This window comes from Streptococcus parasanguinis (assembly GCF_000963275.1).
Taxonomy (GTDB): Bacteria; Bacillota; Bacilli; order Lactobacillales; family Streptococcaceae; genus Streptococcus; species Streptococcus parasanguinis_B.
Map to the genome: position 1 here is coordinate 784,277 of NZ_JYOW01000001.1, position 14,476 is coordinate 798,752.

The 14,476-nt window shown below is 42.3% G+C and carries 12 protein-coding genes; all 12 read right to left on the bottom strand.

All coding sequences use genetic code 11. The annotated features are described in order from the left end of the window. Nucleotide 1 precedes the first annotated feature (1 nt). The gene (locus TZ97_RS03955) at nt 2-2,011 is read right to left on the bottom strand and encodes a DUF1430 domain-containing protein (protein WP_045759462.1); all 2,010 of its coding nucleotides are present in this window, start codon (nt 2,009-2,011) and stop codon (nt 2-4) included. Between the two features lie 372 nt (nt 2,012-2,383). Continuing rightward, entirely contained in the window at nt 2,384-3,373 is a 990-nt protein-coding gene (locus tag TZ97_RS03960; RefSeq protein ID WP_045759463.1) for a lipoate--protein ligase, read from the bottom strand. 68 nt (nt 3,374-3,441) lie between these two features. Beyond that, nucleotides 3,442-5,148, bottom strand: coding sequence for a dihydrolipoyl dehydrogenase (gene lpdA, locus TZ97_RS03965; RefSeq protein WP_045759464.1), 1,707 nt, complete (start codon nt 5,146-5,148; stop codon nt 3,442-3,444). A 41-nt stretch (nt 5,149-5,189) separates the two neighbouring features. Next, nucleotides 5,190-6,233 carry a dihydrolipoamide acetyltransferase gene (locus tag TZ97_RS03970; RefSeq protein WP_003007379.1) on the bottom strand — a complete coding sequence of 348 codons (1,044 nt, stop codon included), beginning with the start codon at nt 6,231-6,233 and terminating at the stop codon, nt 5,190-5,192. Nucleotides 6,234-6,504: 271 nt separating this feature from the next. After that, entirely contained in the window at nt 6,505-7,497 is a 993-nt protein-coding gene (locus TZ97_RS03975; RefSeq protein ID WP_045759465.1) for an alpha-ketoacid dehydrogenase subunit beta, read from the bottom strand. 16 nt (nt 7,498-7,513) lie between these two features. Then, on the bottom strand, nt 7,514-8,482 hold the full coding sequence (locus TZ97_RS03980) for a thiamine pyrophosphate-dependent dehydrogenase E1 component subunit alpha (RefSeq protein WP_045760187.1): 969 nt from the start codon (nt 8,480-8,482) through the stop codon (nt 7,514-7,516). A 219-nt stretch (nt 8,483-8,701) separates the two neighbouring features. Further along, entirely contained in the window at nt 8,702-9,868 is a 1,167-nt protein-coding gene (locus tag TZ97_RS03985; RefSeq protein WP_045759466.1) for an ATP-grasp domain-containing protein, read from the bottom strand. Between the two features lie 21 nt (nt 9,869-9,889). Continuing rightward, complete coding sequence (locus TZ97_RS03990) at nt 9,890-10,630, bottom strand: esterase family protein (protein WP_045759467.1); 741 nt, start codon at nt 10,628-10,630, stop codon at nt 9,890-9,892. Nucleotides 10,631-10,669: 39 nt separating this feature from the next. Continuing rightward, nucleotides 10,670-11,497 (bottom strand): alpha/beta hydrolase, encoded by an 828-nt coding sequence (locus TZ97_RS03995; RefSeq protein WP_045759468.1) that lies wholly within the window; start codon nt 11,495-11,497, stop codon nt 10,670-10,672. A 93-nt stretch (nt 11,498-11,590) separates the two neighbouring features. Next, nucleotides 11,591-12,925, bottom strand: a complete 1,335-nt coding sequence (gene trmFO, locus TZ97_RS04000) for a methylenetetrahydrofolate--tRNA-(uracil(54)-C(5))-methyltransferase (FADH(2)-oxidizing) TrmFO (RefSeq protein WP_031573201.1) — start codon at nt 12,923-12,925, stop codon at nt 11,591-11,593. A gap of 154 nt (nt 12,926-13,079) precedes the next feature. Beyond that, nucleotides 13,080-13,784, bottom strand: a complete 705-nt coding sequence (locus TZ97_RS04005; RefSeq protein WP_045759469.1) for a DUF3307 domain-containing protein — start codon at nt 13,782-13,784, stop codon at nt 13,080-13,082. After that, entirely contained in the window at nt 13,768-14,445 is a 678-nt protein-coding gene (locus TZ97_RS04010) for a SatD family protein (RefSeq protein WP_045759470.1), read from the bottom strand. Before TZ97_RS04010 ends, TZ97_RS04005 begins: the two co-directional genes overlap by 17 nt. Nucleotides 14,446-14,476 lie beyond the last annotated feature (31 nt).

The window sequence follows — 14,476 nt, forward strand, 5'->3', positions numbered from 1 at the left end:
ATTAGGCTCCTTTCAGTACAGTGGCTAACAAGTGGTCTTCTTTATGAGACCGATACAGAAGAATGAACCAAGCATTAGTAATAAATAGCAAGAGAGTGACAAGAGCAATCCACCATTCCGAAGTGAGAATGAATACAAGGAAGCTTCCTAATAGTAAGAGGACACTTTCTGAGAGCAAAATCGTTTGGTGAATGTTTACAAATCCCAGACCTGCAATCTTCTTCAAGAAGATTTGTTTTCTAAACTCTTCAAAATATAGGAAATTCATAGTGTTAAAAAGAAGAACAGAGGTTGCTATACCAAAGACTCCTCCTGCAATTATCATGAGATTTTCTATTTGTATTTTTTGGGCCATTTGCTGGTAAACGTCCACTGCATAGTCGTACTGACTAACACTTTTTTCAAGATTATACTCAGCGATTAGCTTCTTACTATTCTGAAGTCCATTAAAATAAAGGTAGGGATTTAGATCGGTGAAATATGGATTCACATAGCCTCCAAAACTTTCAGGTTGAATAACCACTAAAACCGGATCGGTAAAGAATTGCTTATAGCTAATTGGTGTGTTGTTGTAGATAAAGCGTTTTTGATGATTCGGAATATACGTTACCTGCGCCTTCATTGATAAGGTGATATTTCCTTGATCATCTCGAGGAGATAGATAATCTTCATATCGTTTGATCATCTCCTCTTCTCGACCTTTTAATTTTTCCGGAAGTAAGAGTCCAAATTCTCCAGCTTGCAAGTGATTCAAGCGCTCTTTTTCCTCAGAGGAAACTGAGATCCTTTGGATATCAAGATAATTTGGAGTGACATACAGGCTATTGGCAAGAGGATCGTAATCTGTGATTGAAAACTCTTTACCTGTACTAGGATCCGTCATAACTCCTTTTGAACTAAAAGATACGAGATTATGATAAGCTAAAAGACCACCATTTTCAATACCAGACTCGATGAGCTTAGACCATTTTGCTCTGTTCTCAATTTGCGTCTCTTTGTTTGTTTTCTGTGAAAAATCCTCCCGATTTTCACCAATTTGAACCCAATTCGACTGTTTTGACCAAGCCTCACTTCCCTCTTGGTGAGTTTGCCAGACTGATCCATAAATACTGATTCGATGAATCGCAAGGCCAATTAATGCCACAGCGAGAAATTGACAAATAAAGAGGAAAACCAAAATGCGCTTTAATGGAACTTTCCCTTTTAGAAGGGTGACTAAATGCATTGTTTGAATACTATATGCAAAAATGAAGGATAAGATAGCAGATAAAATAAGTAACATCCCATTGTAAATGATACTACTTGAAATGATGACGGAATAGGTAAAAGGTGTTAATTGGAAAGAATAAATCAAAACCGCACCCATTATACTTGCGACAATACATCCCAAAAGCAACTCTATACTATCATCTTTTAAGGAATGTCCAAAAAGCTGCAAGCGTCTCATTCCTGAGATATATCGAATCCCAGCGCTTCTCATTTCAAGTGTTTTTTGTATAATCGTCAAAGCGCTAAAACTAATAATAAAAATAACCAAGGCAAGTGATTGTGAACCGGAGCCAAAAAAGGCAATAAAGGTCTGCAGAGGATTTGGTTTCTCTATAAAAGTTTGTGAGAAACCAAGAGTATGAAGCGTTTGATCCAGCTTTTCAGTTTCTAAATCACCTGTTAATACATAATAATTCACTACCAGGCTTTCATTGGCAGCCAGTTCTTTCTTCTCTCTTTTAATTCCAAGAGGAAGCTTTCCCTCTCCGTAGATATCATAGGTGAAAACAACCTGCCCTTTAGAATCTGTTCTTTGTATCTGACGGGCAATTATACTATGATTTTCCCTTGCCAAACGGTCTAAACTGGAAGATAATTCTTCATATGTGACGCTCTTTTCTCGTCTCAGCACAGCTACTACCGGAAGACTGCTGTGGATAACCGTATTTGGAGAAATAAAGGCAATCCAAATCAAAAAGCTAGAGATGAAAAGGTTTGATAAAATAATAAAGACACGTTTCATATCATCACACTTTCTAAAGCAGAAAAGGAAAGTAATACCTAGCTAGTCAATTAATTTCGTTGTTTAGTAATTACTGAATTTTACAAATTACAGTTACATTCTTTGTAAGCGAATACAGTTTTCCACCTCTACTATACTACAAAATACTTAGTAAAACAATAATTTTTATGTGAAACTAGTTTCAAAAAAGAGGCTGGGACAAAAGTCCTAGCCTCTCAATTGTCTTTGGATTGTCGAGCAAGACGCAGTGGTTGACTGGGCTCTACTACGCTGAATTCATCAGCTTTTACAGCCCTACTCAACTGTGCGGAGGTGGGACTACGAAATCGAATTCTAACGAATTACCGATTTCTGTCCCACTCTCTTATGATTTTATTCCACCACTGCCTCAGCAATTTCTTCTGCAGTGATTCCTGCGAAGTAACGACCTAGGTTAATGGTTTGTAGGGCTTTAAGAACGTCTTCGCGTTCGTATTTGACACCACGAAGGACATCTTCTACAGCTGCAACATCTTCGATACCAAAGAAGTCTCCATAAATCTTGATGTCTTGGATCTTTGATTCAATGACATTGGCAAAGATTTCAACCTTACCGCTAGGGAATTTTGTGCCACGACGGACATTGTATTCAGGAGACTTTCCATAGTTCCAATCCCAAGTACCAAACTTGGTTTCTTTAATCCGGTTGATTTCAGCCAATTCTTCATCCGAGAAGACATATTCTGTCATCTCAGGGTATTCTTTCTTCATGTAGTCCAAAAGGAGGTCACGGAACTCTTCAACCGTGATTTTTTCTGGCAATTCATCGATGATATTGGTCACACGAGCACGAACCGATTTAACCCCTTTAGACTCAAACTTGTCTTTAGACACCTTGAGTGCATTAGCAAGGACTGACAAATCAACGTCAAAGAGAAGGCAACCATGGTGCATGATCCGACCATTGATGTAAGCTTGGGCATTTCCACAGAATTTCTTGCCATCAATCTCTAAGTCGTTACGACCCGTGAATTCAGCCTTAACCCCAAGTTGAGCCAAGGTGTTGATCACGGGAGTTGAAAAGCTCTTGAAGTCAAAGGCCTTGTGTTCATCTTCTTTTGAAATGATGGTGTAGTTGAGGTTGTTCAAATCGTGATAAACAGCCCCACCACCACTGATCCGGCGAACCACTTCAATCCCATGCTCCCGAACGTAGTCACGGTTAATTTCTTCAATGGTATTTTGGTGGCGACCAACGATAATCGATGGTTTGTTAATCCAAAGAAGGAAGATTTGATCCTCATCTAAAAGGTGTTTGAAGGCATATTCTTCCAAAGCAATATTAAAAGCAGTATCATTTGAATAATTAATAATGTATTTCATAAGATTCCTTTATATACGATAGAGACTGGTCCAGCATTTGCTGTCCAGCCATTCTATCATTTCAAATACTATTTCTTCTTAGGTGAGTGAACCGCCAAGCCAAGTACATCCGCAAAGGCTTCGTACATCACTTCTGAGAAGGTTGGGTGACCATGGATGGTCTTGAGCATTTCTTCTACAGTGATTTCCATCTCAATGATGGTAGAAGCTTCGTTGATCAATTCAGCTGCTGCTGGACCAATGATATGAACCCCAAGAACTTCACCATATTTCTTGTCTGCAATTACTTTTACAAATCCTTGAGCCGCATCTGATGCAATGGCACGTCCGTTAGCCGCAAAGTTGAATTTACCGATTTGGACATCATATTTCTCACGAGCTTGTTCTTCTGTCAAACCAACAGCTGCAACTTCTGGAAGGGTGTAGATCGCTGCAGGAGTCAAGTTCAATTTTGCAACAGCATGATTTCCCTTAAGAGCATTTTCAGCCGCTACTTCACCCATACGGAAGGCAGCGTGAGCCAACATCTTGGTACCGTTGATATCGCCTGGCGCATAGATGCCTGGAACAGATGTTTCCATGTATTCATTGACCTTGATCCGTCCACGATCCAATTCAAACTCGACTTCACCGATACCTTCAAGGTCTGGAACACGTCCGATTGATAGAAGAGCTTTGTTAGCAATGATATCATCTTTGCCTTCAACCTTGATACGGAGTTTTCCGTCTTCTTCAATGATTTCTTGCAGTTTTGTATCGGTCAAGATGGTCATCCCCTTGCGTTCAAGAATCAAACGAAGGTTCTTAGATACTTCCGCATCCATAGCTGGAACGATGCGGTCCATCATTTCGATGACTGTTACTTTTGAACCAAAGGTCATGAAGGCTTGACCAAGTTCGATCCCGACAACACCACCACCGATGATGACAAGGCTTTCTGGAACTTCATTCATTTCAAGAATATCGTCACTGGTCATGACAAGAGATGATTCCATACCAGGAACGTTGATTTTACTTACTTTTGAACCACCAGCAAGGATGATCTTCTTCGTTTCAAGCAATTCAGAACCATTTACCAAGACATTCTTATCTTTCGTAATGGTACCGATACCCTTGTGAACATCCACTCCGTAGCTGCGAAGAAGCCCTGCAACACCACCAACCAAGGTATTTACGACCTTGTTCTTGGTTTCAAGTACCTTATCCATATCTACTGAGAAACTTGGATTTTCAATGATAATACCACGGTTTGCCGCATGCCCAATATTTTCAATAATTTCAGCGTTGTGGAGGTAAGTCTTAGTTGGGATACATCCGCGGTTCAAGCACGTTCCACCAAGTTCAGATTTCTCAACGAGAGCGACCTTACCACCTAATTGAGCTGCCTTAATGGCAGATACATAACCAGCAGGGCCCCCACCGATCACTACGATATCATAGGCATCATCACTCTTATTGTCATCGTTTGAAGCACTTGCTGCAGCTGGTGCTGGACTCGCTTCTGGTGCTGCTCCTCCAGCTGTTGGGATGTTTTCCCCTTCTTCACCAAGATAACCGATTACTTCTGTTACAGGAACAGTTTCTCCATCCCCTTTCAGGATAGCGATCAAGTACCCATCTTCTTCCGCTTCCAACTCCATGCTGACTTTGTCTGTCATGATTTCAAGGAGAACTTCTCCTTCTTTTACAAATTCGCCGACTTTTTTATTCCACTGAACGATTTGTCCTTCGGTCATATCTACGCCGGCTTTTGGCATAATTACTTCTAAGGCCATTTTATTTCCCTCTTTTTCTTGCTTCTATTCTCTCTCGTTGATTAGACCAACATTGAAATCGGGTCTTCAATCAAGGCTTTCAAGTCTTTCATGAATTTGGCACCAGCCATTCCATCGACAACGCGGTGGTCAATGGTCAAGCCCAAGCTCATGATTGGACGAATGACAATTTCACCATTCACAACAACTGGTTTTTCAACCGTTGCACTAACTCCAAGGATGGCAGAGTTTGGTTGGTTGATAATCGGTCCAAATGATTGAACACCAAACATCCCTAAGTTACTGATGGTAAAGGTTGAGTTTTGCAATTCACTTGGAGCAAGCTTACCATCCAAGGTACGTCCGATAACGTCCTTGAAGGCTACCACCAACTCTGACAAGGTCATCTTTTCAGCATTGTAGACAACTGGAGTCATCAAGCCATTGTCCATCCCAACCGCCATCGCTAAGTTGACATAGTTATGAGTGATGATGGTTTTGCCATCTTCTGTCAATGACGCATTGATGTATGGGTGCTTCATCAAGGTCTTAACAACTGCTAGAGAAAGCAAATCTGTTACAGTGACTTTCTTGCCAGTTGCTTCCATGATTGGATCCAAAACCTTCTTACGAAGGGCCAACATTTGAGACATATCAATGTCATAGTTCAAAGTAAAGGTTGGTGCTGTCAAGTAAGATTCCACCATCCGTTGAGCGATCACCTTCCGCATTGGTGTCATCGGAATCCGCTCGATCTCACCATAAGGTGTCATATTATCTGGAGCTTCCTCCACCTTCTCGATTTCAGCAGGTGACTTAATGGTCTCATTCTCAATATTTTCAGGAAGGAAAGCAAGGACGTCCTTCTTCATGATCTTACCACGATGACCAGTTCCTTGAATCTCTTGCCAAGCAATATTGTGTTCTAAAGCAATTCGTTTTGCAAGTGGTGAAATGCGAACCACATTTGTGTCTTTATAGGTTTCCACGTCTTCTTTGTGGACACGACCGTTTGCGCCTGAACCAGAAACATCATAGAGGTTGATCCCAAGATCATCCGCTAATTTTCTAGCCGCAGGAGTCGCTCTTAGCTTATCATCAGCCATGACCTCTCCTATTCTATACTAAGATATCAAGGACGTAGTGGACAAAGAAAAAATAGGAGATTGACGCTGTGTTCCATGAACACAAGGAAATCTATCTTTTTTTTACAGTCCTCCGTCCGGATTCAGTTATAAGATACTAAGGGCGTCAAAAGTCAAAGTGAAAATAGGAAACTTGACGAAGAAACTTTAGTTTCTAGGAAAGTTTCTCTTTTTCACCCAGACTTTAGCCCGTGCTCTAATTTAAATGACATTACATAATTTATGTTATGTATTATTCTTTGTTATATGTTTTACGAATAGCATCTTTGATGCTTTCAACTGTTGGAATCATTGCATTTTCAAGGTTTTGTGCGTAAGGCATTGGCACATCTTCCCCCGCACAACGGCGGATTGGTGCATCCAAGTAATCAAATGCTTCTGATTCAGAAATAATAGCTGAAATTTCACCAATATAGCCACTTGTTTTGTGGGCATCATTGACAAGGACTACTTTTCCTGTTTTCTTGACAGAATTAATGATGATCTCTTTATCGAGTGGGACCAAGGTCCGTGGGTCTACTACTTCTACTGAGATGCCTTCTTCTGCCAATTCTTCAGCAGCTTGCATCACGCGACGAAGCATTTTCCCGTAGGTTACAACAGTGACATCTGTACCTTCGCGTTTGATTTCTCCGACACCAAGCGGAATCGTGTAGTCCGGATCAACAGGCACTTCCCCTTTTTGGTTGAATTCTGATTTGTATTCCAGAATGATAACGGGGTTGTTATCACGGATAGATGACTTGAGAAGTCCCTTCATATCCGCTGGCGTACCAGGAGCAACAACTTTCAAACCAGGAATATGAGTAAACCATGATTCCAAAGATTGGGAGTGTTGAGCTGCAGATCCAACTCCATTCCCAGCAGCACAGCGAATGGTCATCGGTACTTGACCTTTCCCGCCAAACATGTAGCGAGTCTTAGCAGCTTGGTTGACAATAGCATCCATGGCAATTACTGAGAAATCCATGAAGGTCATATCAACGATTGGGCGAAGTCCAGTCATGGCTGCACCAGCTGCTGCACCTGAAATTGCAGCCTCAGAAATCGGACAGTCACGGACACGTTCTGGACCGAATTCCTCTAGCATCCCTACGGAAGTTCCGAAGTCTCCACCAAAAACTCCGACATCTTCCCCCATCAACAATACATTTTCGTCGCGACGCATTTCCTCAGACATAGCAAGGATAATGGTATCGCGGAAAGACATTAATTTTATTTCCATAATTCTCTACTCCCCCTTAGTCTGCGTAAATATCTTCGAAAGCTGATTCGAGTGGAGGGAATGGGCTTTCTTCCGCAAATTTCACTGAAGCTTCAACGGCTTCTTTCACTTCTTCTTGAATCTGATCCAATTCTTCTGCGCTCGCAATTTCATTTTCAAGGAGATACTTGCGAAGATTTTCAATCGGATCTTTCTTCTTCCACTCTTCGACTTCTTCACGAGTCCGGTATTTACCAGGGTCAGATGAAGAGTGACCAAGCCAACGATAGGTGACACTTTCGATCAAGACAGGACCTTTTCCAGAGCGGACGTGTTCAACAGCCTTTTGGAATCCTTCATAGACATCAATGACGTTGTTCCCATCAGGAATAAACATTCCAGGAATGCCGTAAGCAGCACTACGCTCATGAATGTGCTGGATATTGGTCATTTTCTTGATATCGGCAGAGATTCCGTAACCGTTATTGATACAGTAGAAAATTACTGGCAGATTCCAGATGGAAGCCATATTGACTGCTTCGTGGAAGACACCTTCGTTGGTTGCGCCGTCCCCAAAGAAGCAGACAACAATCTTACCAGTCTTTTTCATTTGTTGAGTAAGAGCTGCACCTACTGCAATTCCCATACCACCACCAACGATCCCGTTGGCACCAAGGTTACCAGCATCCAGATCAGCGATATGCATGGAGCCGCCTTTCCCCTTACAAGTACCGGTATACTTACCAAGGATTTCTGCCATCATGCCATTCAAATCGATTCCTTTAGCAATGGCTTGTCCGTGTCCACGGTGGTTCGATGTTATGAGGTCGTCTTCGTTTAGAGCTAACATAGCCCCAACGTTAGCCGCTTCTTCCCCAACAGAAAAGTGCGTCATACCTGGCACTTTCCCTTTTTTTACTAACTGTGCAATTTTTAAGTCCATGCGACGGATTTCTTCCATTTTACGGAACATTTCCAATAAGAGACTTTTATCTAATGTTGCCATCATTTCGCCTTTCTTAGCATTTATTCATTCTCTTTCATTCTAGCCAAAAATGAAAGCACCGTCAAAAATAATGCTCAAATGATTTCACAAACTTTATTCCTTGGAAGATGGTTTTATAAGTATTTTCAACTTCAAATAGAATATTTCACAAACTTTTCTTTCATGGGATTGCATTAAAAAATAAAAAACCGGTAGGATCCTATCCTAGCGGTCGTTATCTTATGATTGGCGTTGGCCAAAGTCATGAATCATTTGTTCCAATTCTTCACGACTAGGTGTTGTAAGCATATAGAGGTAATCTCCCTGAAGTTCCGCAAAGGCCGCTGGCATGTCTTTCTTGACACGGAATTGATCATGGTATTTAGCCAAAACTTCTTCTTCTGACAGAACATAGGCTGCATTGGCACGGCGTGAAGTCGCCAAGCAATATAGGGGCTCAAATTCAGAAGCTGGGAAAGGTTCTCCAGCTACGATAGCAGCATAGCCACGGTACAAATCAATCGAGTGGGCATAGTTGTAGACGTCAATGGTAAAGCCACCTGCAGGGCGATTATTGTACTCGATCGCAATATAGTCATCCCCATCGCGGAAGAATTCGATGTGGAAGAAACGTTCTTTCATGCCAAAGGCTTTGACAATCGCTTTCCCGTATTGACGCAATTTTGGATCCATCTTTTTGAGAACATAATAAGAGTTGTCCATCTTGTAGAGCATCAAATCGAGTGGCGTATAAGCATAGTCAAATGTAGTGGAGAAGACAATGTTGCCATCACGATCAACCAGACCATCAAAGGTACAAATCTCACTAGAAGTGACAAATTTCTCAAAGAAGTACTCTGTATGGCCATCCCATTCTGCCTTGAAATGGTCCACATCTTCTGGCGTTTCGATCTTGAAGGTCGCTGCTGCTCCTACCCCATTGTCAGGCTTAGCAATCAAAGGTAACCCAATCTTCTTCACAGCTTTATCAATGTCTTTTTCTGTTTTAACCACAGCACCAGGTACGACTGGGACTCCAGCTTTCTTGAAGAGTTTCTTCATTTCGGATTTGAACTTGGTTTTCTTCAAATCTTTTGGCTTAGCCCCGAAGACATTGAATTGCTCCCGAAGCGCCGCATCCAATTCCAACCAGTACTCATTGTGGGATTCGATACGATCGATTGGACCATGTTTGTAAAAGAGAAAGGCTACCGCACGCTTCACTTCGTCCAGATTTTCCAAATTTTCAACTCGGAAATACTCTGTCAAACTATTGCGCAAAGGCTCATCTAACTGTTCGTACGGCTCTTGACCAATTCCCAAGACTGTGATTCCCTTGTTAGCTAGTTCAATGGTAAATTGTTGGAAATTTTGTGGATAATAAGGTGAAATAACAAGATAATTCATAGAGGTCTCCTCCCTTTTGACTTATAGATACATTTGTCCTAGGAAATAGGGCATTTGTTTGCGCCACCATTCCCAATCGTGGGCTACATCATGTCCCCATTCAGCGAACCAAGCGGGAATGTTTTTGTGATCAAAGGCTTCTTTTAGTTTGTAGAAAGATGGAAGCCCGTCTTGTTCCCAAGCTCCTAAACCAGTACAAACAACGATTTCGGCCTGACGGTAACGATCGATAAACCAGCCATCATTTTGGTTCCAGATATAATCAGATGGAGAGTTTTGGTAAATGGCTTCATCGCCTCCAAAATCACCAACAAAGAAACGAGCGTCATAGACACCACTCAAGGAAATCACTTTGTTGAAGACGTCTGGATGTTGCAAGAAGAAATTGAGGGCATGGTAGGCACCCATAGAGCAACCAGTTGTCATCATCGGGTCAAACCAGCCTGTTTTGTGTTTGATAAAAGGAATCGCTTCTTCAATCACATAGCGCTCGTAAGCACGGTGCATTTCAGCTCGATCATGAGGGTTTTTCCAATCACAAAGCCAGCTCTCACTATCGACACTGGAAAGGGTGAAGAATTGAACCAGACCTTCTTCGATAAACTGAGCACAAGCATCAATCATACCAAAGTCATAGTACTCGTTATGGCTTCCACCTGATGAAGCGAAGACCACAACAGGAATACCTGCGTGTCCATAGCGGTTCAAATACATTTCACGGTTGAGTTGGCCACTCCAGTGGCTTAGATGTTCAATATTCATAGGTTCCCTCTTTCTCTCTATTGATTTGTTCTGAGTCCATTAATCCCAATTTTCTGCCAAAAAACGAAGGCATTCTGGTAAATGTTCAGCCCAAGCTTCTTCGTGGTGAATAGCTCCAGATTGAATCCGAATGGCAATATGATTGAGATCCACCCCTTGTTGGATGACGTCATGATAATAACGAAGAGATGAATCAATATAGGCTTGCTTGATGTTCCCTGCCATTAGGGTTTTATCCGTTTCATCAGCTTCTTCAGTTCCCACATAAATGTAGATCCGTTGGTCTGCATATAATTTTTTGCGTTCAATATAGTGATTGAAGGCATCTTGGTGTAGCCAGTTAGCGGATGAAAAGACCCCTAAACAACCGATTTGATCTTGGTACTCTAAGCCCAAAAATTGGGTAATATTTCCCCCCAAGGAAGAACCAATCATGGCCGTATGTTCTCGATCAGCAAGAGTTCGGTATTCTTGGTCGATAAAAGGTTTCACCACCTCCATGACAAATTCGCCGTACTCAACGCCCTTGCCACCAAATTGCATGCCAGGAATATTAGATTCCTTGTACTTCCAGGCAGAGTATTCATTCATCCGTTGCAAACCATCGTTATCAATCGCAACGACAATCATGCGACTAATATCGGGATTCCGCTTAATGGCTGGAATCACCTTCCAGGAATGACCCGCATAGGCCTCCTTGCTATACAAAACGTTTTGTCCATCGTGGAAATAAACAACAGGGTAACGTCTATCTGTATCCGTTTCATAATTCTTAGGTAATAAGACTCGCACACGACGGAGTTTTCCGGTATAAGGCACTTTCAACTCGTGTGTCTTCATATCTAAATAAAAATAGGATTTGTTCATTGTCAGAAAACTCTCTATATTCTAAATTTTATTCATTATACCATTTTTAGAAGAAAAAGTCTGGATTTTCTCCAAACTTTTTCCTTTCTTGGGTTATTTTTCCATAAACTGAGCCAAATCTTGTAAAGAACGTTCGGCAATTTTCTCATACCGTTCCTTTTTATCCCGAATGCGTGGGCCTTCTAGCTCCTTGATAATCCCGAAGTTGACATTCATGGGTTGGAAATGTTTGCTGTCGGCATGGGTAATATAGTGAGCCAGACTTCCGATAGCTGTCGTTTCAGGGAAAATCGCCGCTTCTTCTCCTTTGAAAAGGCGAGCTGCATTGATTCCAGCTACCAAACCTGAGGCAGCTGACTCCACATAGCCTTCTACCCCTGTCATTTGACCCGCAAAGAAGAGGTTTGGTTGTTTCTTCGAACGGTAGGTTTGTTCAAGCAGATTTGGAGAATCCATGTAGGAATTGCGGTGCATGACTCCGTATCTCACAAACTCCGCATGTTCCAAACCTGGAATCATTTGGAAGACCCGTTTTTGTTCGCCCCATTTAAGGTGCGTTTGGAAGCCAACGATATTGTAAAGGCTGGCAGCCGCATTGTCTTGACGTAACTGAACAACTGCATAGGGTGTCTTAAACTCCCCATCACGTGGCCCTTTGTAGTCATCTGGATACTCGAGTCCAACTGGCTTCATAGGACCATAGAGCATGGTTTTGATGCCTCGTTTGGCCATGACTTCAATGGGCATACAGCCTTCGAAATACTTTTCTTTTTCAAAAGAGTTGAGCGGGGCTTCTTCAGCATTGACCAAGGCCTCGTGGAAATCCATAAATTCTTGTTTGGTCATTGGGCAGTTGAGATACGCTGCTTCTCCCTTGTCATAGCGTGACTTGAGATAGACCTTGTTCATATCGACAGTATTGACATCGATGATTGGAGCTGCTGCATCATAGAAATAGAAACCGTCGCCACCATTAAGGGCGTGAATCTTTTCTGCCAAGGCATCACTGGTTAGAGGCCCCGTTGCGACCACTGTGATGGCATCTGTCGGCAATTCCGTAATTTCATCACGAATGACTTCGATGAGCGGATGTTGGGACACCTTCTCCGTCACCCGGCTAGCAAAACCTTCTCGGTCCACAGCAAGTGCTCCACCGGCTGGTACACGAGTCGCTTCCGCTGCTTCAAGGATGACAGAACCCAGACGACGCATTTCTTCTTTGAGGAGCCCGACAGCATTGGTGAGAGAATCCCCACGAAGAGAGTTGGAACACACTAACTCAGCAAAGTTGTCTGTTTTGTGTTGCGGAGTGGATTTGACTCCACGCATTTCATAAAGCTTGACCGGAATTCCCTGTTGGGCAATCTGGTAAGCTGCTTCCGAGCCTGCAAGGCCCGCACCGATCACATTGATATAAGATTGAGACATGACACTAATACCTCTTTGGGTATCAAAACACCTCACTGAACTGTTAGACACCCACAAATCTTTCTAATTTTCTACTTGGTCCATTATACCAAAAAGCCAAGTAAAAAGACAGGGAGGCTTTTCCTTCCTGTCTTAGACTTTACTATTTATTTTCTTATAGACACAACCAAGCTGCTAAGAGGGCAGATAGGATACTGAACAAGGACCCGATCAAGTAATACTCCGCAAAGGCTGGATCCTCCGAAATTTTATTGTAGCGAGCGATGGACTTGGCAGTAAAGACTAGGCCGATAGAAGCAAATTGCCCATAGATGAGACAGGCACCAATCACCAAACGCTCTAAAAAGCCAATCATGGAACCAGCCCCAGTGATCGTATCCATTTTCTTCTTGCTGGTAGGTTGATACTTAGCAAACAGAATTTTAAAGGCAATATTGCTTGGTTTCCCAACTAGGAGGACATAAAAGATTAGATTTAAAATGTCCAAGGGTAGATAGGTCGTGCCATTCTTCGCTCCTAAAAGGACTAGACAGCTAATGATGGCGATATGCAAGACTTGATCCAGGGCAAAGGTCCATGCGGTTGGTAATTTCAATTGCTTCTGCACGATCGGTTTTAAGAAATCTATTGTGGCATGGCTCAGTAAAACTACTAAGCAAATCCACCACAAGTCTAGATGACAGAAAGAAACTACGATCAGAGGCAGAGCTACATATAGAATGTGAAGCCCGAGCACCTTCTTATCCTGATCCTTGCGATCCGCCATCTTCTGACTTTGAAAATAATAATCCGATAACAAATGACAAATTAACAAAAGGATCAAGTATGGATTCATTACGATACTAGACAATCCGCTCATGGGACTCTCCTTTCTCTAAGCTTTGAATACTAGCTAGTGCTGCTGCTCGTCCCCGTAAATAAACACGAATACTGCTACTCTTTAAGCGCTTGGACAGGGCACTTGGGTTAAGCCCTAGCGATTGGGCCAAATCCTGCTGGCTAAAGCTTTCACTATAGACAGATCTCTTTAGCAGATTGAGCAGGATCTCTTCCTGACTCTCTCTCCAGCCCGAACGTATGGCCTCTCCGGAAGCGATAAGCGCATTCACCACTAAGTCCTGGCTGTCATTACCGCTCAAAAAATAAATCTGGGTGTTGCCATAATCATTTTTCTGATGGACCAGATTTATAGCTGCACGAGCATTCCAATAGGCTGGTCCATCTGCACCGATACTTTGCAGGGGATCGATATCCGTTACAATCTCCCCAAGGCCAATACCGAAACGAAGTTGAGTCGGTTTTAGTTCTGAACGCAAGGTATCGATGATTTGAAAAATGGGAGCCTCTACTGTCAAAAGCGCTTGAAACTCATCGCCCAAAGTTAAGGTAAAAGCCGATGCTAGATAGTCTTTAAAAAGCTCATTGATCTTTTGAAGGGTTTTTTCTAACTGTTTTTGCAGGTCAAAACGTTCTTGTACGATTTTGGAATCAATCACATCTGCAATCAAAGCAAGATACATAAGCCCACCTCCTTATGTCTATTATAACGAA

What these genes read in the sequence shown, in the direction of transcription:
- TZ97_RS03955 (WP_045759462.1), bottom strand. Translation starts at nt 2,011, where the DNA reads ATGAAACGTGTCTTTATTATTTTATCAAACCTTTTCATCTCTAGCTTT.
- TZ97_RS03960 (WP_045759463.1), bottom strand. Translation starts at nt 3,373, where the DNA reads ATGAAATACATTATTAATTATTCAAATGATACTGCTTTTAATATTGCT.
- lpdA (WP_045759464.1), bottom strand. Translation starts at nt 5,148, where the DNA reads ATGGCCTTAGAAGTAATTATGCCAAAAGCCGGCGTAGATATGACCGAA.
- TZ97_RS03970 (WP_003007379.1), bottom strand. Translation starts at nt 6,233, where the DNA reads ATGGCTGATGATAAGCTAAGAGCGACTCCTGCGGCTAGAAAATTAGCG.
- TZ97_RS03975 (WP_045759465.1), bottom strand. Translation starts at nt 7,497, where the DNA reads ATGGAAATAAAATTAATGTCTTTCCGCGATACCATTATCCTTGCTATG.
- TZ97_RS03980 (WP_045760187.1), bottom strand. Translation starts at nt 8,482, where the DNA reads ATGGCAACATTAGATAAAAGTCTCTTATTGGAAATGTTCCGTAAAATG.
- TZ97_RS03985 (WP_045759466.1), bottom strand. Translation starts at nt 9,868, where the DNA reads ATGAATTATCTTGTTATTTCACCTTATTATCCACAAAATTTCCAACAA.
- TZ97_RS03990 (WP_045759467.1), bottom strand. Translation starts at nt 10,630, where the DNA reads ATGAATATTGAACATCTAAGCCACTGGAGTGGCCAACTCAACCGTGAA.
- TZ97_RS03995 (WP_045759468.1), bottom strand. Translation starts at nt 11,497, where the DNA reads ATGAACAAATCCTATTTTTATTTAGATATGAAGACACACGAGTTGAAA.
- trmFO (WP_031573201.1), bottom strand. Translation starts at nt 12,925, where the DNA reads ATGTCTCAATCTTATATCAATGTGATCGGTGCGGGCCTTGCAGGCTCG.
- TZ97_RS04005 (WP_045759469.1), bottom strand. Translation starts at nt 13,784, where the DNA reads ATGAGCGGATTGTCTAGTATCGTAATGAATCCATACTTGATCCTTTTG.
- TZ97_RS04010 (WP_045759470.1), bottom strand. Translation starts at nt 14,445, where the DNA reads ATGTATCTTGCTTTGATTGCAGATGTGATTGATTCCAAAATCGTACAA.